A 21,403-nucleotide genomic window follows, 5' to 3' on the forward strand; every position below is an offset into this window, starting at 1 on the left:
TATTTCGCCGTCGGCCGCATCGGGCGGGACCAGGTGGAGGATTATGCCGCGCGCAAGGGCTGGGACCTTCGCACGGCAGAGCGCTGGCTGGCGCCGATCCTCTCCTATGATCCGTTCGCGGTGGCCGAGGCGGTCGCCTGACCTGTGCAGTATGGTGCACGCCGGGCGGGCTCGGACAGGCTGGCGATATGGGAATTCTCGTGCTGGAATAACTGGCAGCAAGGCGCCGAGTCGCTATAAGTCGGGCCTGTGACATCCTTGTCATTACGACTGGTCATTCCGGGGAGCATACCATGTCCACCACCCGTCTTCGCGGCGAGAACGCCAAGATCGTCGCCACGCTCGGGCCGGGCAGCCGCTCCCCCAAGGAAGTGCGCGCGCTGGCGCAGGCCGGTGTCGATGTCTTCCGGCTGAATTTCAGCCATGGGGAACATGCCGCCCACAGGGAGGCGCTGGAGGCTGTGCGCGCGGCAGAGGTGGCCGTCGGCTGGCCGCTCGCGACACTGGCCGACCTGCAGGGCCCAAAAGTGCGCGTCGGCAAGTTTGAGGGCGGTTCGATGCGCCTTGGCTTCCGGAAGGAATACCGCATCGTTGCTGGCGAGACCGCGCCGGATGACGACACGATCCCTGTGCCGCATGCAGAGATCGTGGCGATCCTGGAAGAGGGCGATACGATCCTCGCCGATGACGGCAAGCTGATCTTCACGGTGCTCAACGGCGGGCCAGAGCCACGCGTACGCGCCGATGTGCCGGGCAAGTTGGGCGACAAGAAAGGCTTTACGGTGCGCGGCAAGGCCTTGCCGGTGCGCGCGCTGACGGAGAAAGACCGGGCTGACCTCCTCTTCGCGCTCGAGATCGGCGTGGATATTGTCGCGCTCTCCTTCGTCCAGACGGTGGAGGACATCAACGAAGTCAAGGAGATCATCGCCGGGCGCGCGCCGCTGGTGGCGAAACTCGAAAAGCCCGCGGCGATCACAAATCTGGATCAGATTGTCGATGCGGCGGATGCGGTCATGGTCGCGCGCGGCGACCTCGGGGTCGAGTTTGCGCCTGAGGAGGTTCCTGTCATCCAGCGGCAAATCATCCGCTCGGCCCGGGCTCGTGGCCGGCCGGTGATCGTGGCGACCCAGATGCTGGAGTCCATGATCGAGAATTCCGCGCCGACACGCGCGGAAGCCTCTGATGTCGCTTCGGCGATCTATCAGGGCGCAGACGCCGTGATGCTGTCTGCAGAGACCGCCGTGGGACGCCATCCGGCGACGGCAGTGGCGATCATGGCGCGGATTATCCGGGCCGCAGAGGCAGCCGAGGACTACCGCGCGTCGGTTGCGCACTTCGCCGGCGACCAGCAGCCGATCGGCGCCATTGATGTGGTCGCCGAAACAGCGCAGTCGATGGCCGAAGCAGAAGGCGCGGTCGCACTTGCCTTGCGGACGGGGGCGTTCGAGCGGCTTGCCCGGTTTGCGCGGGTGCGCGGGCCGGTGCCGATTCTCTATGGGTCGCTGGATGACCAGCGCCTGCGCCAGGCGTGCCTGCTCTGGGGCGTGCATCCGCAGCGGCTGAATGCCGGGGTGGAGAACTGGTACAGGGACCTGATGAAGGCGGCGGGGCTCGACGGGCGGGTCGCCTATGCCCGCTGGGCGGGCGATGACGCGCGCTTTGCCTGGGAGATTGGCGTGGGCAAGGGCCTCGATGGCAAGCCGATTACTGGCGTATGATCAGCTGGCCCCGGCGGAACTCATAGGAGTTGAGCTCCCCCAGGAAGCTCATGCCAAGAAGCGACTGGTCGAGATTGGAGCGAAGGACAACCGCCGCGACGTTCTCGACCTGCACCCGGCCGACCCGGATGCTGCGCAGGGTCAGCGGCGCGCCATAAGTAATGCCGCCGGCCGTCCGGATCTCGGAATCATAGACCATGTCTTCAGGTTTGAGGCCGAGCCGCTGGGCATCCCGGAAGGTGAGGGCGACGATGCTCGCCCCGGTATCGATCATGAATTTGACTTCCGTGCCCTGCACATCGGCGCGCGTCCAGTAATGTCCATCGGGTTCGCGCTCGATGAAGGCGATCCGCGAGCCACTGCCGGGCGCCTCGCCGGAGGCCGCGAGATTGACGGTCCGCTCACGCTCGAGTTGCTGGTTACGGAGCGCTTGCTGATACTCCGCCTCGCGCAGCTGGGGCGCCACATAGAGCATGATGACGAGGGCAATCGACACGGCGGTCAGTATCAGGGCGAGGAGTTTTCCGGCGCTCATGGGGTCACCTTACCGCTTTCCGAGTGCAACAAGTTGGCTGATCCGCTCCGGCAGCCGGTCGATGACCTCATCCCGCCCCTCGGGCGTCAGACGGGTCCACTGCCCGATCTCGGGCAGGGTCCGTCCACAGCCAAGGCAATAGCCCGTCTCCCCATCGACGGCACACACCTTGATACACGGGCTCTTTATCGAGTCGGTCACGTTCATTATACGATCAGCAATAACGGCGGCGGGCAGAGGGGCAAGTCTACAGTCAAGGATGAAATAATTCCTTGCCGAAGCACCGTTATGTTAAAACCCAATGGTAAATGCGCCTGTGTGCGCGTGCAGGAGACAAGCGCTTGAACGAGACAGCCCGCAGCCCCTCGCCGCTGGACGATGTGCGCGACCTTGTCCTGAAGCCTGCTTCGCCGGATGCAGACGCATCGCGCGCGGTGCATGAAGCGCTGCTCGGCATGGGCCGGGAGGGCGATTTCGGGCGCCTCGGTGAGGCAGCAGAGTGGCTTGCCGGCTGGCAGCGGCGCTTTCCGCCGCGGATAGAGAAGCCGACGCTGGCCGTCTTCGCGGGCGCCCACGGGCTGGTCGGGCAGGGCGTGTCACTGTCGAGTGATGCGGATACCCGCGCGCATATCGAAGCGCTGAAGCAGGGGCGTGCGCCGCTTTCAGCGATTTCAGCTCAGGTCGGCGCCAATGTCAGGGTCTTTGAACTGGCCCTCGAAGCGCCAACCCCGAACATCGCCGAGACGGCGGCGATGAGCGAGCGGGAATGCGCCGCGACCATCGCCTTTGGTTTCGAGGCTGTAGAAGACAATCCGGACCTGCTGGCGATCGCAGTTTCCGGGGCCGGCGTCGGCACTGTGGCGGCTGCCGTTGCGTGCGCGCTCTATGGTGGCTCGCCGGAATACTGGGTGCGTCCGAGCGCGCAGACGCCGCCGACGCTCTCCAAACGCCGGGTGGAACTGGTCAGCGCCGCGCTGAAAGTGCATAGGGGCCACCTGTCCGACCCGCTGGAAGCGCTGCGTTGCCTCGGCGGCCGGGAGCTCGCCGCAAGCGTCGGGGCCATCATCGCCGCGCGCCATCAGGGTATTCCGGTGCTGCTGGACGGTTTTGCGACGACAATCGCGGCTGGCGTTGTTCATGCGATTGCACCCGGCGCGGTCAGCCATTGCCTCGCCTCCCACATCACCCAGCGCCCGGCGCATGAGGCCGCGCTGGAGCGGATTGGCCTCAAGCCGCTCGTCCAGCTGGAGTTCCAGACCGGCAGCGGGCTCGGCTCGGCAACGGCGATTGGCCTGCTGAAGACCGCCTGCGCCCCCTTCATCGCCAAGCCGGCCGGCTGAAGCGGTCCTTTCCCCAAAGGAACGTGCGTCATTGTTTACGTTGACGTTCGCGTCACCTTGCCAGCAAAGCGGAATGGCTGACATACAGAAACGAATGGCCGGGCCATAACCGGCAACCTGCAGGAGCGAACGTCCATGAACCTCGAATTCTCCCCCGAAGAGATCGCCTTCCGCGAGGAAGTCCGCGCCTTCATCCGCGAAAACTATCCGAAGGAGCTGGTCGGCCTCGGCAACCGGGAGGACCTGACGCGCGAGCAATTCCTCGCCTGGCACAAGATCCTCGGCAAGAAAGGCTGGTCTGCCCCGGCCTGGCCAAAGAAGTATGGCGGCACGGGCTGGACCTCCACCCAGCGCTATATCTGGTCAGAAGAGAATGCCCGCGTCGACGCGCTTATGCCGCTGCCCTTCGGCATCTCGATGGTTGGCCCGGTGATCTACACCTTCGGCAATGAAGAGCAGAAGGCGAAGCACCTGCCTGGCATCCTCGCGGGCGATGTATGGTGGGCGCAAGGCTATTCGGAGCCCGGCGCCGGTTCTGACCTCGCCAGCCTGAAGACGACCGCCGTTCGCGACGGCGACCATTACGTGATCAATGGCCAGAAGACCTGGACGACGCTGGCCCAGCATGCAGACTGGGGTTTCTTCCTCTGCCGCACCGATCCCTCGGCCAAGGCGCAGGAAGGCATCTCCTTCATCCTCGTCGACATGAAGACGCCCGGTATCGAAGTGCGCCCGATCAAGCTGATCGACGGCACGCATGAAGTGAACGAGACCTGGCTTACGGATGTTCGCGTGCCGGTCGAGAACCTCGTCGGCAAGGAAAATGAGGGCTGGACCTATGCGAAATTCCTGCTGGCGCATGAGCGCTCCGGCATCGCCGGCGTCGCCCGTTCAAAGCGCGGGATCGAGCGTCTGCGCTCCATCGCGTCGCAGGAAACGCTTGATGGCACGCCGCTGATCCGGACCGATGATTTTGCCCGCAAGATCAGCCAGCTGGAGATCGACCTGACGGCGCTGGAGTTCACAGAACTGCGCACCCTTGCCTCCGAAGCCGCGGGCCATGGCCCGGGCCCGGAAAGCTCGATCCTCAAGATCAAGGGCACCGAAATCCAGCAACGTCTGACCGAACTGACGCTCGAAGCCGTCGGCAATTACGGCGCGCCCTATGCGCGCGGGATGACCCCGAACGGATCCAACGAATTCGGCGTCGGCCCCGACTATTCGAACCATGTCGCGGACGCCTATTTCAACATGCGCAAGACCTCGATCTATGGCGGATCGAACGAGATCCAGCGCAACATCATCAGCAAAATGATCCTGGGCCTCTGAGGCGACGGGGCAGGGAGGAGTAACTACCCATGGATTTCAATTTCACCGAAGAACAGACGATGATCCGCGACAGCCTCGCGAGGCTGATCAAGGACCAGTATGATTTCGACACGCGCCGCAAGGTCGTCGCCTCTAAAGAGGGCTGGCGCCCCGAAATGTGGGCGCAGTTCGCCGAGCTTGGCCTTCTGGCCGCGCCGTTCAGCGAAGAAGATGGCGGCCTCGGCGGCGGCCCTATTGATGCGATGGTCGTGATGGAGGAATTCGGCAAGGGCCTCGTGGTCGAGCCGTTCCTGCAGACGGTTGTCCTCGGCGGCGGCTTCCTGAAAGCCGGCAGCACGGCGCAGAAGGAAGACCATCTCGCCGCGATCATTTCCGGCGAACGCGTCTTTGCTTTCGCCTATGCCGAGCCCAAGGGCCGCTACAATCTCGCAGACCTCGAGACGACCGCCACGAAAGACGGTGCCGGCTGGAAGATAAGCGGCCACAAGGCAGTCGTTGTAGGCGCGCCCTGGGCGAGCCATCTGATTGTCACGGCACGGACTTCCGGCGCCCGCCGCGACGCGAAAGGCGTCGGCGTGTTCATCGTACCGAAGGATGCCAAAGGCGTCACCACGCGCGACTATCCGACCGTGGACGGACGGCGTGCTTCTGAGGTCTATTTCGACGGTGTGGTGGTTGGTGCAGAAGCCGCCATCGGCGATCCGTCGGACAGCCTTGGCCTGGTCGAACGGGTCACGGATGAAGCTATCGCGGCGCTCTGCGCAGAGGCCTGCGGCGCCATGAAGGTCGCCAACGCCCAGACGGTGGATTACTCCAAGACGCGCAAACAGTTCGGCACGCCCATCGGCAAGTTCCAGGTGCTGCAGCACCGGATGGCCGACATGTTCATTGAGGCCGAGCAATCCGTTTCGATGACCTATATGGCGACGCTGAAACTTGGCGAGGATGAAGTCACCCGCAAGAAGGCGGCTTCAGCGGCCAAGGTGCGCATCGGTCAGGGCGGCCGTTTCATCGGCCAGAGCGCCATCCAGATCCATGGCGGCATGGGGATGACGGACGAGCTGGCCATCGGCCACTATTTCAAGCGCCTGACAATGATCGATTCCGAGTTCGGCAATGTTGATCATCATCTGAAGCGGTATACGGAGCTTTCGGCGGCGGACCTTCCGGTCGCGGCTGAGTGAGCTCACAAACCAGGGGCTGATATTCAGTTGAAAACAGCGCATCGCCTGAAAGGGCGGTGCGCTTTCTTATTTCCGTCCGCTGAGCATCTCGTGGATCGCGCGGATCGGCTCGGCATGAGAGAGGCGGGACCGGGCTTCGGCCTTGGCCTTGGCGGAGAGCGCCGCGCGCCGTGCGGGATCGCGGGCGAGGGCGAGGATTTCGGCTTTCAGTGCGTCTGGCCCGTCCGCCACCACGACGAGATCGTCGAGCACCGGGCCGAAACCTTCCAGCGCCAGCGGATAGGCGGCACAGGGCATGCCGAGCAGGAGGTATTCGGCGACCTTGATCGAGACGCCGGTGGCAAACCGCGTGGGCGCGATGCCGATGGCGTTCGCTCCGCCAAGGCTTTCGAGGTGCTCGACACGGCCGAGGACCTTCACGCCCGGCAGGCCCGCGCGTTGCGGCGTCAGTGTCTTGCCAATGGAGCCAGCAATGTGAAGCTCGAGGCCGGGTTCTTCAGCCGCGATGCCCGGCCAGACGTCATCAAGGAAATGGTTCAGCGCCTCGGTATTGCCGCCATGGACCGTGCCGATGAAGACGACGCGCGGCGCCGGGCTGTCTTCGATGGGGCCATACTCCGGCGCGTCCGGCGCGACCCAGGCCATGCGGGCAGCTGGCAGGTGAGGTCGCAGGGTTTCAAGTTCGTTGACCGAAGCGAAGAAGATGAGCTCGCAGGACGATAGCCAGCCGAGTTCTGTCTCAAGGCTCGTCTCGTCGAAATCGATGAGCTGGCCACCGGCGCGGAAGCGGGCGGCGCGGTCGGACAAGAGGTCATGCATGAGGCAGGCATGGATCGTCCGTGCCCGCATCAGTTTCAGCGCCGGGCCCATCGAGCTGTATTCGGCGAGCGTGATGTCCGCCGGGCGCCGGTCGCAGAGGGCGGCGAGCCTGCGGGCTTCGCCGGGCGCAATCTCGCGGCCGAGATAGCTCGCAATCGTCAGCTTTCCGCCAGCGCGCCGCCAGACTTCCTTCAGGATACGGAGGGCAAATCGCATCCACACGCGAGGCGAGACAGACCAGTACCGCTTTCCGATCCGCACCGAAGCGGGCCATTCAATCTCCCTCACCAGCGCTTCAAGGCGGGGATGGATCTCGGCCCAGGGCCGGTTGCCGAAAGACTGGAACGGCGCAAAGACAAGGCGCACATCCATGCCGGCGGCCGTCACCATCCGCAGAAAGGTTTCCAGATAGGCGCAATTGCCGGTGGCCATGTTGTCGAGCTGGCGCTGGACAAGAATGTCCATCACCGGGCGCGGCATGTCGGTGGGGCGGGTGGTATCAGTCATGGTCCGGTCTGGAAGCTGGCGTTGCGGCGGTCATGCAAGTCCCCGGCCATCCGATTTTCCCCTGACGCGCGAATGGATGCCGGGTCAGCCCGCCTTTGACCAGAGCTTTTCCAGCGTCGCGGCAATCGCCTCACAGGGCGCGCGGGCCGCTTCCGGCGCGCCGAAGGCGACCATGGCCGAGCCTTCGAGCGAGCTGCGCTCGTCCGGCTTCACGGGCCAGCGCGCGCCGGCGATGATGGGATTGCCGAGCGTGGCAAGGTATTCGCCGAACTCTGTCTCCCGCCCGTCGCGGAACAGCGGCAGCCACAAGATCAGCTGAACCTTGGGCCAGCGTTTCAGGGCTTTAGGTGTCCACAGGGCGAGGGCCTCGATATCCCTGCGGGTCTCATAGCTCGGATCGACGAGGACGATGATCCGCTCGCCGCCGCGGGGGGCGAGCTTCAGGGCGCCGGAATAGCCGTCCGCCTCGCGCAGCTGGATCCGGTCATCGCCCGCCATGGATTTCGACAGGGCGGCGAATTCCTGCGGGTGGCGCTCAAACAGCACCATCCGGGCGCTCGCAGGCAGGCGCGCGGCTGCCAGTGAGGGCGAGCCCGGATAGTCATGCTTGCCGCGTGCGCGGATCAGCGCCAGCCAGTCGGCCAGTGGCGGGGGGGCCGGGCCGTCCATCAGGGCGAGGACACCGGCGTCGGATTCGGCGCCCTTGCGTGCCTGCTCTCCCATCAGGTCATAGCGCCCCCGGCCGGAATGGGTCTCGACATAAAGGACCGGTCCCGGCTGGGCGGCAGCGGCGCGCAGCAGCACATCGAGCACGGCGTGCTTCAGCACATCGGCGCGGTTGCCGGCATGAAAGCCGTGCTGGTAGGAAAGCATGTGCGGGCCTCCGAAGGGATCAGGCCGGTCGCCTGCCGGGATCAGTTCCCGGCGAGGCTTTCCTGGCGGATAGCTTCAAATTCGTTGCCGGGATACCAGGTCGGCCAGTCAGACGAATTCCCGATCCGGCGGCCGACTTCGAGCAGCACACCCATGTCTTCCTCCATGCCGGAAAGGTCCCAGCTGTCGGAATATTCGTCCATCGGCTTGTGGTAGCGCTCGATTGTATAGACAGCCGCAGCTGCCCGGCCAGCGGCGACGCCGCCTTCGAGCGCATCTTCGCCGCCATCAGCGTACAGCATCGGCACACCGACTTTCGCGAGCGAGATATGGTCCGAGCGATAGAAGAAACCTGCCTCGGGCCGGGCATCCGGCGAGACGACTCGGCCGCTTTCGGCGAGTACCGATTTGAGGATGTCCTCAAGCTCCGAAGCGCCATAGCCGATCACGATCATGTCGCGCGTCCGGCCGATGGGCAGCACCCCGTCGATGTTCATGCCCGCGACGATGCGGTTCAGCGGAACAGTGGGGTTCTCGGCGAAGTAAGCCGAGCCGAGAAGACCCGATTCTTCGAGTGTCACGGCAACGAACATGACTGAGCGCTGCATTGGGTCAGCGACAACAGCTTCGGCGATTTCAAGGATGGCGGCCGTACCCGTCGCGTTGTCGACCGCGCCATTGAAGATCTGGTCTTCGTAGAAATCCTCGCCCGGCGCGCCGGTTTTCATGCCCAGATGGTCCCAGTGCGCCATGTAGAGGATATATTCGTCCGGCGTCACAGTGCCTTCCACGACGCCGATAACATTGCGGCTTTCAAGCTGCTCGATCGTCTGGTGAATCTCCCCGCGCACACTGACGCCGGTCAGCGGCACAGGGCGGAAGCTGCGCTGGCTCGCTGACTGCTTCACCGCGTCGAAATCGAGGCCGGCGCGCTGGAACATCTGCACGGCCATGTCCCGTGTGATCCAGCCTTCCAGCATGGCGCGGCTGGCGCCGCCATCGGGGCGGACGAGATCGGACTGCGCGCCGCTCCAGGAGCCGGCCACAACATCCCAGCCATAGGAGGCAGGCTCGGTCTCATGGATGACGAGCGCGGCGGTTGCGCCCTGGCGGGCGGCTTCCTCGAACTTGTAGGTCCAGCGGCCATAATAGGTCATCGCGCGGCCGTTGAAGAGCTCCGGATCGCGGGTCGCGAAGCCCGGATCGTTGACGAGCATGATGACCGTCTTGCCCGTGTAGTCCATTTCTGCGCCGAGATAGTCGTCCCAGCCATACTCCGGGGCGACGGCGCCATAGCCGACGAAGATCACCTCTGCGGGATCAAAGGCGATGTGGTCGGTGTGCTGGTGCTTGGTCCAGATTACGGTGTCCTGCGAGAGCCCGAGAGAGAGGTCCTCGCCATCCGGCCAGGTGACGATCAGGCTGGAAGCGGATTCGTCGATCGTCTGGTTCACCATCTTCACCGGCTGGAACCAGCTGCCGCCCGGTCCGCCGGGTTTCAGGCCGATGCGTGCCATCTCTGCGGCGATCCAGTCTGCGGACGCTTCGCCAGCCGGGGTGCCAGGGCCGCGGCCCTCAAAAGCATCATCGGCAAGCGTCTTGATGCGGATGGCGAGGTCTGCGGCCCGGATTTCGGGGACGGTCGCGTCCGGCAGGGGCAGCAGCAGGCTTTCGGCCGGGGGCGTGTCAGCAGTTGTTGCGGCAGGGGCGGGCGGGGCATCGCCGCCGCAGGCGGCCAGCAGCAGGCCGGCCAGGGCGGCTGGTAAGGCAAGATGTTTCATCGAAGGTCTGGCTCCGTGTGGAGATTTTGTCATGAACGGGGTCTCGCACGGTGCTGCCTGCTCGGCAAGCAAGCCGGCATGACCCGTGGCAGGCGCTAAGCTTTCGTTCAGGTGCGTTCGGCCCTATTTCATGGAAGGTAACCGACCAGCAGCAAGGCTACATCCATGTTCCTCCGCCGATTGATGTCGATGATCGAAAACTCCGGCCTGCGCCTTATGATGGCGGCGGCAGCGCTTGCGGCCGTGCCCGTTGCGGCCTGCGCGACCCCAGTCACGCAAGGCGCCCTGCAGATAAATGCACCGGTCCAGCCGGGTTTCCGGCCCGAACAGAAAGTGTTCATCGCGCAGGATGGCGCCCGGCTCGGCCTGACGGTCTGGCCCGCCGAAGGCGTCGAGGAACCGGAATATGTGGTCGTCGGCGTGCACGGTATGAGCGACTATGCCAATGCCTTCCACATGGCGGCCCCCTATTGGGCCCGGCACAGGGTGACGACCTATGCCTATGACCAGCGCGGGTTCGGCCGCTCGCCCAACAAGGGCATCTGGCCGGAAGAGGAGTTGCTGCGCGAAGACCTGCGCACGGCAGTGGCCGCCGCTCGCGCGCATCATCCCGACGCTGTGATCACCGTCGTCGGCATCTCCATGGGCGCGGCGGTCGCGATGACGGCGTTCGGGTCTGACAATCCGCCGGACGCCGACCGGCTGATCCTGTCCGGACCGGCCCTACGCGGCTGGGGGGCGATCAACCCGCTCTACCGGGTCAGTCTGTTTGCGTCCGCCTACAGCAATCCGGGCTGGCTGGTCGTGCCGCCGCCCGGCATCGTGAAGATCGAGCCGTCGGACAACAACGCCATGCTGCGCCGGACCTGGTCTGACCCGCACATGACCTATCGCACGCGCATCGACCAGGTGTACGGGCTGGTCACACTGATGGAGAATGCGCACCGGGCTGCGCCGGCTCTGCCGGCCTCCCTGCCGGTGCTCGCCGGCTATGGCGCGCGCGACATTGTGGTGCCTGAAGCCGGCGCGCGGCGCACAGCCCGGGTGCTGCCGGAACATGTGCGCACCGTCTACTATCCCAACGGCTATCACATGCTGCTGCGTGACCTGCAGGCCGAGACCGTCCATGCCGACTATCTCGCCTTCATGAAGGATCCATCTGCGCCAATGCCGAGCGGGCTCGGCGAATGGCCGTTTCGCTGAGGGGCTGGGCGTTACACGGCGCATTGGCAGCGCTTGCGATCCTGGCGGCCTGTGCCACACCTGTGCGTCAGGGCTCGGTGCCCTTCGATCCTGCGGAGAGGCCGACGCCCGCATTTCTGGATGCAGACGAGGTGATGATCGCCGATGATGGCGCAAGTCTGGGCCTGACCGTCTGGGCGCCCGAGGCTGGCACCCCCGTGCGCCATGTCATCGTCGGCATCCATGGCATGAACAATTATGCCGGCGAGTTCCGCCTTGCGGCGCCGGTCTGGGCGGGTGAAGGGCGGATCGTCTACGCCTATGACCAGCGCGGCTTCGGCCGCTCGCCCGGGCGCGGCTACTGGCCGGAGGAGGACCTGATGCGCGCCGACCTGCACACAGCGGTCCGCCTCGCCCGGGAGCGCCATCCAGGTCTGCCCCTGACGGTCGTTGCCATTTCGATGGGCTCTGCAGTGGCGATCACGGCGTTTGCTTCGGATGATCCACCTGATGCTGACCGGCTGATCCTGTCGGGGCCGGGCCTGCGCGGCTGGGGCGTGATGAACCCGGCCTATGCCGGCGCCCTGAGAACTGCGACCCGGCTCAACCCCGGCTGGATCGTGCAGACGCCGGGCTTTGCCGCACCGAAAATGACGGACAATGACGCCTTCCTCGCCCTGCAGGAGGCGGACCCGCTGCATACCCGCGTCAACCGGGTGGATCAGCTCCACGGGGTCGTGACGCTGATGGAAAATGCGCACCGTGTGGCCGGTGCCTTGCCGGCAGGCGTGCCCGTGCTCGCCTCCTATGGCGCGCGGGACGAGGTGATCCCGCCGGCCGGCCCGCAGCGCACCGGGCGCGTCTTCCCGGCACACGTCCGCACGGTGTTCTATCCGGAGGGCTACCACGTCCTGCTCAGCGACCTGCAACGCGGCCGCGTGATCGCGGATTATTCGGCCTTCATGGATGATCCGGACGGGGGCCTGCCGAGCGGGCTCGGGCCATGGCCGCTGCGCTGAGGCATTTCCACAGCAGCGGCCACCTTGCGAGCCTGCGCGCATGGACAAATATACAGCCATCTGCCAATCCTGCAGACGGCGATTCAGCCCTGAATTTCAAAGGCCTGCCTTATGTCACATTTCCAGGAAACCGCGCTCAACCTTGTGCCGATGGTCGTCGAACAGACGAGCCGCGGCGAGCGCGCGTTCGACATCTTCTCGCGCCTCCTGAAGGAGCGCATCATTTTCGTGACGGGCGGCATTGATGACGGTGTGGCAGCGCTGATCACCTCGCAGCTCCTGTTCCTCGAATCCGAGAACCCGAAGCGCGAAATCGCCATGTATATCAACAGCCCCGGCGGCTATGTCTCGTCCGGCCTCGCGATCTATGACACGATGCAGTATGTGCGCTGCCCGATCTCAACCGTGTGTATCGGCCAGGCCGCCTCGATGGGCTCGCTCCTGCTTGCCGCAGGGGAAAAGGGCATGCGGATCGCGCTGCCGAATGCGCGCGTGATGCTGCACCAGCCCTCGGGCGGCTATTCGGGCGTGGCGACGGACATAGAGCGCCATGCCGAGGAAATCATCGAGCTGAAGCGCCGGCTCAACAACATTTATGTCCGGCATACAGGCCAGCCCTATGAAGTTATCGAGCGGACGCTGGACCGCGACACCTTCCTGACGGCCGAGCAGGCCATGGAATTTGGGATCGTTGACAAGGTTTATGAGCGCCGCGCAGCTGAAGACGAGAAATAACACCTCTTGTTTCAAGGTGCGGCCCGGCCCTTGCAGGTCGGGCGAACGGCTATATTGTCTAGGAAAGGACCGTATCCGGCTGGGCCCTAAAGCCCATGTTAAGCCTTATGCGGCAATGAGGACGGCATGACCAAGCAAACCGGCTCCGGCGACTCCAAGAACACGCTGTATTGTTCTTTCTGCGGGAAGAGCCAGCATGAGGTCAAAAAGCTGATTGCGGGCCCGACTGTGTTCATCTGCGATGAATGCGTCGAGCTCTGCATGGACATCATCCGCGAGGAGAACAAGACCTCCGCGATCAAGTCGCGTGACGGCGTTCCGACACCGCAGGAAATCTGTGATGTGCTCGACGATTATGTCATCGGCCAGCGCTATGCGAAGCGCATCCTGTCGGTGGCCGTCCACAACCATTACAAGCGGCTGTCCCATGCCGGGAAAGCCGATGGGGTCGAACTCTCGAAATCGAACATTCTGCTCGTCGGCCCCACGGGCTGCGGCAAGACCCTTCTGGCCCAGACACTGGCGCGCATCCTTGATGTGCCGTTCACCATGGCGGACGCCACGACGCTCACCGAAGCCGGCTATGTCGGCGAGGATGTCGAGAACATCGTCCTGAAACTGCTCCAGGCGGCGGACTACAACGTCGAGCGCGCACAGCGCGGCATCGTCTATATCGACGAGATCGACAAGATTTCCCGCAAGTCTGATAACCCCTCCATCACGCGCGACGTGTCGGGCGAGGGTGTGCAGCAGGCGCTCCTGAAGATCATGGAAGGCACGGTCGCCGCGGTTCCGCCGCAGGGCGGGCGCAAGCATCCGCAGCAGGAATTCCTGCAGGTCGATACGACCAACATCCTCTTTATCTGTGGCGGCGCGTTTGCGGGCCTGGAGAAGATCATTGCCGCGCGCGGCGAGAGTGCCTCGATCGGCTTCGGCGCAACGATCAAGAGCGGCGAAGAGCGCGGTGTCGGCGCGACGCTGCGTGATGTCGAGCCGGAGGACCTTCAGAAGTTCGGCCTGATACCGGAATTCATCGGCCGCCTGCCGGTCATCGCGACGCTTGAAGACCTTGATGAGAAAGCTCTCATCCAGATCCTGACCCAGCCGAAGAACGCGCTCCTGAAACAGTACCAAAAGCTGTTCGACATGGAGAGCATCCAGCTGACCTTCACGCCGGAAGCGCTCACAGCTGTGGCCCGCAAGGCCATCGGCCGCAAGACCGGCGCACGGGGCCTGCGCTCGATCATGGAAGCGATCCTGCTGGATACGATGTTCGAGTTGCCCAACCTCCGGGGTGTCGAAGAAGTCGTCATCAATGCCGAAGTGGTCGAAGGCAATGCCGAGCCGCTCTATGTGCACACCAACAAGACGCAGACCGAAGCGGGGTGATTGCCCCTTGTCACAGAATTCCAAACCCCGGCAGCGATGCCGGGGTTTTTTCGTGCCGCCGATCCAATATAAAGGCCGGCATCCAAAGATGCCGGCCTCTCAGTCCAAGGTGCAAGGCGCCCCTCGTGCCTTACATCTTGTAGTACATGTCGAACTCGACCGGGTGCGGATGGAGTTCGTACTTCATGTTCTCTTCCATCTTCAGGTCGATGTATGCGTCGATCTGGTCGTCATCGAACACGCCGCCTTTCTTGAGGAAGGCGCGGTCGGCGTCGAGCGCTGCCAGGGCTTCGCGCAGCGAGCCGCAGACTTGCGGGATCGCCTTGGCTTCGGCCGGCGGCAGGTCGTAGAGGTCCTTGTCCATCGCGTCGCCCGGATGGATCTTGTTCTCGATGCCGTCGAGGCCGGCCATCAGCAGCGCAGCGAAGGCGAGGTAGGGGTTCGCCATCGGATCGGGGAAGCGGGTCTCGATGCGCTTGGCTTTCGGGTTCGATCCGAACGGAATGCGGATCGAGGCCGAGCGGTTGCGCGACGAGTAAGCCAGCATGACCGGCGCTTCATAACCCGGCACGAGACGCTTGTAGGAGTTCGTCGACGGGTTGGTGATCGCGTTCAGGGCGCGGGCGTGCTTGATGATGCCGCCGATATAGTAGAGGCACATCTCGGAGAGGTCGGCATATTTGTCGCCGGCGAAGAGCGGCTTGCCGCCTTTCCAGATCGACTGGTGAACGTGCATCCCCGAGCCATTGTCCTTGTACATAGGCTTCGGCATAAAGGTGGCGGTCTTGCCATAGGACGCGGCCACATTGTGGATCACGTACTTGTAGAGCTGCATCCGGTCAGCCATCGTCGTCAGCGTCGAGAATTTCAGGCCAAGCTCATGCTGGGCCGGGGCCACTTCGTGGTGGTGCTTTTCGGGAGCAAGACCGATTTCGCCCATGATGGTGAGCATTTCTGCGCGCATGTCCTGCTCGGAATCGATCGGCGGGACGGGGAAGTAACCGCCCTTCGGGCCCGGCCGGTGGCCGAGATTGCCCATCGGGTATTCCTTGCCGGTATTTGCCGGAAGTTCGGTCGAGTCGAAGCTGTAGCCGGTGTTGTGCGGATCGGTGGACCAGCGGACATCGTCAAAGATGAAGAATTCGGCTTCCGGGCCGAAGAAGGCGGTGTCGCCCACACCGGAGGCCTGCAGGTAGGCCTCGGCCTTCTTCGCGGTCGTACGCGGATCGCGGTTGTAGGCTTGGCCGGAGACCGGGTCGAGCACGTCGCAGAACACAACCAGTGTCGTCTGCTGGAAGAAGGGGTCGATGAATGCGTTGTCCGCATCCGGCTTCAGCAGCATGTCGGACTCGTTGATCGCCTTCCAGCCGGAGATCGAGGAGCCGTCGAACATCTGTCCGTCCTCGAAGAAGCTCTCGTCCACCATGTCCTTGTGGAAGGAGACGTGCTGCATCTTTCCGCGCGGGTCGGTAAAGCGCAGGTCCACATACTGGACGTCCTGATCCTTCATGATCTTATAGAGTGAGTCTGCCATATTTTCTTGCCTTCTGGTGAGCGTTCTTCGGTTCAGGCGGGCCGGTCCTGTTGGTCAGGGCCGGCCCGATTGACGGAGTGTCTGGTAGTCTACAGGGCTGCGTCGCCGGTCTCGCCGGTGCGGATACGAACGGCATCGATCACGTCGGACACAAAGATCTTGCCGTCGCCGATCTTGTCGGTGTGTGCTGCCTTCTTGATCGCTTCCACGGCGCCTTCCACGGCGCTGTCCGCCAGCACGACTTCTATTTTGAGCTTGGGCAGGAAGTCCACGACATATTCGGCGCCGCGATAAAGTTCCGTATGACCGCGCTGGCGGCCGAAGCCTTTTGCCTCGATGACGGTCATGCCCTGCAGGCCGATTTCCTGCAGCGCTTCCTTAACATCGTCGAGCTTGAACGGTTTGATGATTGCTTCGATTTTTTTCATTGCCTGGTTCTCCCCAGCCGCCGGGTTTAGAGTTCATCCGTGCCTAGGAGCAGTTATGGCCTGAGGCGATAGGGCGGGAGGCGCAATCGGACAGCCTGCGAGAGAGTGGTTAATCCTTGGGCAGGCTTGCGCAGATTCAGGGCGCTCGAGTTTGGGGGCAATTTTTCAAGAAAATGACGCCAGCGTCACTTTCGGTAAACGCTTCTGTGTGATAACACATATCAGGAATGACATGGAGTATTGATCCGATGAGCCAAGCCACTGCCGAGGTTTACATTCATCCCGGCCGCCGCCCGGTTCGTGTGCAACCGCTTAAAGCCTGGCGGCACATGCAGAAGCTGATCGCCAACAAGGAAGATACCGAACAGGTCTTCCACATCATCGAGGCCCTGAACGGGCGCTCTTTCGAGAAGAATTTCAAGACGTTCATTGAAAGCCCCGAAGGCCCGAGGCTGCTCAAGGAGCGCCAATACCTGCCGCCTCTCCTGGACGACCATTCCTGGATCGAGAAGCTGCCCGAGGGCACCGTTGGCAGGGCCTATATCGAGTTCATGCGCCGCGAAGGTCTCTCTGCGCAGGGGCTGGTCGAGGAGAGCGAGAAGTTCCGCTCCAAGGCGCGCGAGTTCGACGATGATTACCTCTGGTATGCGAATCGCCTTCGCGACACGCACGACCTGTTTCATGTGCTTTCCGGCTACAACCGCGATGCGCTTGGCGAGGCTTCGCTGCTCGCGTTCACCTACAGCCAGAACCCGGGTCCGGGCGTGCTGTTCATCGCCTTCATGGGCTGCCGGACGATTGCGAAACATGCCCCGAAAGAGGCGCGGATCATGGACTGTTTCAGGGAAGGCAAGCGCAACGGCGCCAAGGCACAGAAAATCATGCGGCAGGACATCATCGCCCTGATGCATGAGCCTCTGGAAGCCGCCCGTGCCCGTCTCGGTATCGAAAAGCCCGTGGCCTATCACCATGCGCTGAAAATCCTGACGGCGAGCGGCTACACGGCAACGACACAGCTCAACGATGCCGTCGAGGCGCATGACCCGGTCGCCGCGTGATCTTCCTGATCCGTCATGGTGAGGCGGCGGCGGGATGGGGCGACCATCCGGATCCGGGCCTCAGCCCGCTCGGCCTGAAACAGGCCGAGGCGGCTGCAGCGCACCTTGCCATGCTGGGCGCACAATTCGCTGTGACGAGCCCGATGCAGCGCTGCCGCGAAACGGCTGGTGCCTTTGAACTGCGCAGCGCCCTGACCGCGCGCGTTGAGCCGCTGGTTTCTGAGATCGAGACGCCGGCCGGGGCCGGGGACCGGGTCAGCTGGCTGCGCGGGCTGATGGCCGGTACCTGGGCTGAGGCGGGACCCCGCTTCCAGTCATGGCGCTCTGATATGGCGCAGGCGGTCGCAGCGCTTCCCGATGGCACGGCTGTGTTCTCGCACTTCGTGGCGATCAATGCGCTTGCAGGGTTCCTGGAAGGGGACGATCGGGTGACGGTGTTCCGGCCCGGGCATTGTTCCATCACGCGGCTTGAGCGGCGGGGCGGATCCTTGCGCGTTGCAGAATACGGAAGCGAAGCGGCAACTCGCGTGCTATGAGCCCGGAATGGGCCGGCCAATCCTCACTCCCAGAGAAATGATCGCAGCCGAAGAGGCCGTGATCCATGCGGGCACGGCGCGCTTCACCCTCATGCAACGCGCGGGCGAAGCGGCGGCTGAATTCCTGCACACCCACTGGCCGGATGGCCGTATCCAGGTCCTGTGCGGCCCAGGCGGCAATGGCGGGGACGGCTTCATCGCGGCGGCGCAGCTCGCAAGGTTCTGGCGGCAGGTCGACGTGTTCTGCACTCATCCTTTGTCTGCCCTGGAAGGGGATACGGCAAAGGCCGCAGCCCATTGGGGCGGGCCCGTGCGCAGGTTGGAAGACGCGCTCGCGCAGCCGGCAGACCTCGTGCTCGATGCGCTGTACGGGGCGGGCCTCTCCCGGCCGCTTGAGGGCGCGCCCGCTGAGCTTGCGCTGCGGGGCGGTCGGGTCATCTCGATCGATGTGCCCTCGGGCATTGACGGCTACACCGCCCGTCCGCTCGGGCCTTGCTTCCGGGCCGAAGGGACGATCACATTTGCGGCGCTCCGCCCGGCGCATGTGCTGCTGCCAGCAGCTGCGTTCTGCGGCGGGGTGATGGTCGCAGATATCGGCGTGCCGGTGGAAACCCGCCTGATCGAGAACAGCCCCGGCCTTTGGGGCATGCACCTGCCACAACCCGGCTTCGGCGTTCACAAGCATCAGCGCGGCCACCTGCAGGTGGTCAGCGGCGGGCCGTGGAATACCGGCGCCGCGCGCCTCGCTGCTCGTTCGGGCCTGCGCGCCGGGGCAGGCCTCGTGACGGTGCTAACCCCGCCGGAGGCAGCGGCCGTCAATGCCGCGCAACTGACCGCCATCATGCTGGCGCCGTTCGCGGGCCCGGAAGAGCTCCTTGCCCAGGCGCGCAAGGCGACCGCCCTGATCATTGGTCCTGCCGCCGGCGTCACTCCGGCGACGCGCGCCAATGTTGCCGCGCTGCTCGGCGGTGAGGCCCGCGTGCTGCTGGATGCCGACGCGCTGACAGTCTTCGCTGATGCGCCGGATGACCTTTTCACCCGGCTTCGGCCCGGCGACCTTCTGACACCGCATACCGGTGAATTCGAGCGGCTGTTCCCCGGCCTTCTTGCGAGCAGCGACAACAAGGTCGAAGCGGTCCGCATCGCTGCGGCAAAAGCCGGCTGCGTGATCCTGCTGAAGGGCGCTGACACGGTTATTGCAGACCCGGACGGCCGCGCCATCGTCAACACTCATGCAACGCGCTGGCTGGCAACGGCGGGATCAGGCGATGCGCTGGCAGGCATTATCGCGGGTTTCATGGCTCAGGGCGTCGATACCGTCCTTGCGGCGGCCATCGGCGCCTGGCTGCATGGCGAGGCGGGCCGGCGGGTCGGGGCCGGGCTGATCGCAGAGGACATCGAAGCAGAGCTGCCGGACATTCTCAGCACCCTGCATGGTGAGCGCTGATCCGCGCGACGGGTCTGTGCAGTGCCGCGCCTCAGCGGTCACACGGACAGATCACACCGCCGAACCGGTCCGGGCCGTAAGCCTCGATCTCGGCAGCATCCTCGCACTGCAACTCCTCGGATGGCACGTAATGCGCGTCCACTCCGGCCCGCCCCATCAGATACAGGCGCGCCTTCACCATGTCGGGGTCCACGCAATAGGTGTGCCCCGTGCTGGCCAGCGCGGAAATCTGCGCACCTGACTGCACATGGCGCTTGGCGGCCTGGACGGAGGCGGATGCGCCGACGATTGCGCTGTCCAGCAGCATCACAAGGATCATCATAGCCCCAAGGAACTGCGCGGCCCGCTGCCCGGATGCCATCGCCGCAGCCGCGACAAAGGCGGGCACGAACCAGAATTGCGGGACATAACGTGCCCACCAGTTCTGGGGCATGATCAGGACGGAGAGAAGCGCAATTGCTGCAGCGATCAGGAAAGCGAGGCTGATCCGGTTGAGGCGCCCGGCGCGCGCCAGCATCACGCCGGCGCCTGCGACCGCAAGCACGAGCGCGCCTGAAAAGAATGGGCCGAAGCCGCCGAGCCGGACATCAACCCCGCCTGCAGCCCGCAATTCCTGAGGCATCATCAGGAAGGGCCACCGGACCTTCGCCTCGGTCTCGAAGCCTGCATGAGACTCTGAAAACACGGAGAAAAAGAATCTCTCGAACGCCGACAAGCCGATCAGATTATGCGGCGTGTTGTCGAGCGCAGGGCCTTCACCGGTCATGATGTCGAGCGCATGAGCGCCCATGATCGGGTGGAAAATGTGCCCGTGTTCGAGCCAGTTGCGCATATAGGGCGACCAGCCGAGCACGGTGATCGAGAAGAGTGCTGCCCCGAGCAACACTGCCCCCAGCGAGACGGCTGGCCGGAAACCGCGGACTGCGAAGACGGCGAGGCAGGCTGCGGCACAGGGAAAGACAAAGACCGGGATCGCCGAGAATTTCAGGTTCAGCGCGAAGCACATCACGGCCAGCCCGGTCAAAGCAGCGAACCGGTCCTCATGAAGCAGCCAGGTCGTCAGCGCGGCCGCAAACATCAGCAGGCAAAGCCCCAGCAGGCCGTCATTCATCGAGGTGAAGAATTGCGCCAGCAGGACGGGGTTGAGCAGGATCACAGCCGCAAGCAGCAGTGCCGCAATGCGGGAGAACCCCAATCTCAGGAGCAGCGCCGGAATGATGGCCGCCGCCGACAGGAGCGCCAGACAATTCAGCACCTTGGTCGCGGTAAAGGGAATGCCAGCCGCCAGCAGGTTTGCAGAGAACACCCAGGCGCCGCGCGGATAGTGGATGGACCAGGGCGTGACGGGATCACCGATGAACGGCAAATCGGGGGGGCCGTGGACCGGGTTCCAGCCCTTCGCGAGCGCATAAATGGCTTCGAAGTGATAGTGTTGCCCATCCATGGACGTGTCCCGGATCAGCGACGCGGACAGGAAGGCGATAGTGACCAGCGCAACCGATCCGGCAGGGATGAAGCGCGGCAGGGCGGGCATGAACAAACGCGGCAGAGCCAGGGCCCCAGCTGCTGACAGTGTCAGCACGGCCCATGCAAACAGAGGGCCAATCGCCCCGCCGATCGTGAACCAGGTGGTTGTCAGTATGAACACAAGTGCCGGAAAGAGCATCAGGGGCGCGCCCAGCGCCCACAGCATCTGTGCTTCGGCCGAACGGCCCGCGCCCGTTTCGGGCAGGTATGCAGTCGTCAGGTATCGATCAATCATCGCAGCTCGGCGGCGACGCCCCAGACAATCCGGTCCGCCTTCGCCATGTCCCCTTAAGATCGCCGGTTGGCACAGACCTTTCTGTGCCGTCAACGCTGTGTTTCCCTCAGGCTCAGTTGGTGTTCGCTTATGCAATATTCTCGCCAGAGTGGCTGGCGTGCGCCTGCAAACTGTCCAGCTGCGGTGCTCGCTCAGGTGCATCGGTTGGCCGGGTTGTAACCGCTCCT

Annotated in this window: 19 protein-coding genes; 11 read left to right on the plus strand and 8 right to left on the minus strand. The window is 64.1% G+C overall.

Translation table 11 applies throughout. From position 1 onward, the window contains the following. Nucleotides 1–293 precede the first annotated feature (293 nt). On the plus strand, nucleotides 294–1,718 hold the full coding sequence (gene pyk / locus ACK4SV_RS03730; protein WP_409916458.1) for a pyruvate kinase: 1,425 nt from the start codon (nucleotides 294–296) through the stop codon (nucleotides 1,716–1,718). Here pyk and ACK4SV_RS03735 read toward each other — a convergent pair. Together ACK4SV_RS03735 and ACK4SV_RS03740 are read right to left on the minus strand one after the other, a co-directional pair. Further along, nucleotides 1,705–2,253, minus strand: a complete 549-nt coding sequence (locus ACK4SV_RS03735; RefSeq protein ID WP_409916459.1) for a TIGR02281 family clan AA aspartic protease — start codon at nucleotides 2,251–2,253, stop codon at nucleotides 1,705–1,707. The genes pyk and ACK4SV_RS03735 overlap by 14 nt on opposite strands. Before the next feature lie 9 nt (nucleotides 2,254–2,262). Next, the gene (locus ACK4SV_RS03740; RefSeq protein ID WP_409916460.1) at nucleotides 2,263–2,460 is read right to left on the minus strand and encodes a DUF1289 domain-containing protein; all 198 of its coding nucleotides are present in this window, start codon (nucleotides 2,458–2,460) and stop codon (nucleotides 2,263–2,265) included. 134 nt (nucleotides 2,461–2,594) lie between these two features. Between ACK4SV_RS03740 and ACK4SV_RS03745 the strand changes: the two genes are divergently transcribed. The 3 genes from ACK4SV_RS03745 to ACK4SV_RS03755 all read left to right on the plus strand — a co-directional run bounded on the left by ACK4SV_RS03745 (nucleotide 2,595) and on the right by ACK4SV_RS03755 (nucleotide 6,106). After that, complete coding sequence (locus ACK4SV_RS03745) at nucleotides 2,595–3,593, plus strand: nicotinate-nucleotide--dimethylbenzimidazole phosphoribosyltransferase (protein WP_409916461.1); 999 nt, start codon at nucleotides 2,595–2,597, stop codon at nucleotides 3,591–3,593. Between the two features lie 135 nt (nucleotides 3,594–3,728). Then, entirely contained in the window at nucleotides 3,729–4,922 is a 1,194-nt protein-coding gene (locus ACK4SV_RS03750; protein ID WP_409916462.1) for an acyl-CoA dehydrogenase family protein, read from the plus strand. 29 nt (nucleotides 4,923–4,951) lie between these two features. Beyond that, complete coding sequence (locus tag ACK4SV_RS03755) at nucleotides 4,952–6,106, plus strand: acyl-CoA dehydrogenase family protein (RefSeq protein ID WP_409916463.1); 1,155 nt, start codon at nucleotides 4,952–4,954, stop codon at nucleotides 6,104–6,106. 66 nt (nucleotides 6,107–6,172) lie between these two features. Here the strand turns inward: ACK4SV_RS03755 and ACK4SV_RS03760 are convergent, their stop codons facing one another. The 3 genes from ACK4SV_RS03760 to ACK4SV_RS03770 form a co-directional block, all read right to left on the minus strand. After that, entirely contained in the window at nucleotides 6,173–7,432 is a 1,260-nt protein-coding gene (locus ACK4SV_RS03760; protein ID WP_409916464.1) for a glycosyltransferase, read from the minus strand. Between the two features lie 84 nt (nucleotides 7,433–7,516). Beyond that, nucleotides 7,517–8,305 carry a 23S rRNA (adenine(2030)-N(6))-methyltransferase RlmJ gene (gene rlmJ, locus ACK4SV_RS03765; RefSeq protein WP_409916465.1) on the minus strand — a complete coding sequence of 263 codons (789 nt, stop codon included), beginning with the start codon at nucleotides 8,303–8,305 and terminating at the stop codon, nucleotides 7,517–7,519. A gap of 41 nt (nucleotides 8,306–8,346) precedes the next feature. Beyond that, nucleotides 8,347–10,086, minus strand: coding sequence for a M28 family metallopeptidase (locus tag ACK4SV_RS03770; RefSeq protein ID WP_409916466.1), 1,740 nt, complete (start codon nucleotides 10,084–10,086; stop codon nucleotides 8,347–8,349). 165 nt (nucleotides 10,087–10,251) lie between these two features. On the opposite strand from ACK4SV_RS03770, the gene ACK4SV_RS03775 reads away from it, so the two are divergent. The 4 genes from ACK4SV_RS03775 (at nucleotide 10,252) to clpX (ending at nucleotide 14,411) form a co-directional block, all read left to right on the plus strand. Next, nucleotides 10,252–11,289 carry an alpha/beta fold hydrolase gene (locus ACK4SV_RS03775; protein WP_409916467.1) on the plus strand — a complete coding sequence of 346 codons (1,038 nt, stop codon included), beginning with the start codon at nucleotides 10,252–10,254 and terminating at the stop codon, nucleotides 11,287–11,289. Continuing rightward, nucleotides 11,274–12,287 (plus strand): alpha/beta fold hydrolase, encoded by a 1,014-nt coding sequence (locus ACK4SV_RS03780; RefSeq protein ID WP_409916468.1) that lies wholly within the window; start codon nucleotides 11,274–11,276, stop codon nucleotides 12,285–12,287. Before ACK4SV_RS03775 ends, ACK4SV_RS03780 begins: the two co-directional genes overlap by 16 nt. Before the next feature lie 111 nt (nucleotides 12,288–12,398). Next, entirely contained in the window at nucleotides 12,399–13,022 is a 624-nt protein-coding gene (locus ACK4SV_RS03785; RefSeq protein ID WP_409916469.1) for an ATP-dependent Clp protease proteolytic subunit, read from the plus strand. 126 nt (nucleotides 13,023–13,148) lie between these two features. Beyond that, nucleotides 13,149–14,411 (plus strand): ATP-dependent Clp protease ATP-binding subunit ClpX, encoded by a 1,263-nt coding sequence (gene clpX / locus ACK4SV_RS03790; protein WP_409916470.1) that lies wholly within the window; start codon nucleotides 13,149–13,151, stop codon nucleotides 14,409–14,411. Between the two features lie 130 nt (nucleotides 14,412–14,541). On the opposite strand, the gene glnA is transcribed toward clpX, so the two are convergent. Together glnA and ACK4SV_RS03800 are read right to left on the minus strand one after the other, a co-directional pair. After that, on the minus strand, nucleotides 14,542–15,945 hold the full coding sequence (gene glnA / locus ACK4SV_RS03795) for a type I glutamate--ammonia ligase (RefSeq protein WP_409916471.1): 1,404 nt from the start codon (nucleotides 15,943–15,945) through the stop codon (nucleotides 14,542–14,544). An 89-nt stretch (nucleotides 15,946–16,034) separates the two neighbouring features. Beyond that, nucleotides 16,035–16,373: a P-II family nitrogen regulator gene (locus ACK4SV_RS03800; RefSeq protein ID WP_291044186.1), complete on the minus strand. Its 339-nt coding sequence runs from the start codon at nucleotides 16,371–16,373 to the stop codon at nucleotides 16,035–16,037. Between the two features lie 248 nt (nucleotides 16,374–16,621). On the opposite strand from ACK4SV_RS03800, the gene ACK4SV_RS03805 reads away from it, so the two are divergent. From ACK4SV_RS03805 to ACK4SV_RS03815, 3 genes are read left to right on the plus strand one after another with little or no spacing between them, the layout of a single operon-like run. Then, nucleotides 16,622–17,431 carry a Coq4 family protein gene (locus ACK4SV_RS03805; protein WP_409916472.1) on the plus strand — a complete coding sequence of 270 codons (810 nt, stop codon included), beginning with the start codon at nucleotides 16,622–16,624 and terminating at the stop codon, nucleotides 17,429–17,431. Beyond that, nucleotides 17,428–17,967: a histidine phosphatase family protein gene (locus ACK4SV_RS03810; protein WP_409916473.1), complete on the plus strand. Its 540-nt coding sequence runs from the start codon at nucleotides 17,428–17,430 to the stop codon at nucleotides 17,965–17,967. Before ACK4SV_RS03805 ends, ACK4SV_RS03810 begins: the two co-directional genes overlap by 4 nt. A gap of 7 nt (nucleotides 17,968–17,974) precedes the next feature. Beyond that, a complete protein-coding gene (locus tag ACK4SV_RS03815; RefSeq protein ID WP_409916474.1) occupies nucleotides 17,975–19,414 on the plus strand; it encodes an NAD(P)H-hydrate dehydratase in 1,440 nt (479 codons plus the stop codon). 31 nt (nucleotides 19,415–19,445) lie between these two features. On the opposite strand, the gene ACK4SV_RS03820 is transcribed toward ACK4SV_RS03815, so the two are convergent. Beyond that, nucleotides 19,446–21,176, minus strand: a complete 1,731-nt coding sequence (locus ACK4SV_RS03820; protein ID WP_409916475.1) for a hypothetical protein — start codon at nucleotides 21,174–21,176, stop codon at nucleotides 19,446–19,448. Nucleotides 21,177–21,403: the final 227 nt, after the last annotated feature.

The sequence above is a fragment of the Hyphomonas sp. genome, from assembly GCF_046313735.1.
GTDB lineage: Bacteria > Pseudomonadota > Alphaproteobacteria > Caulobacterales > Hyphomonadaceae > Hyphomonas.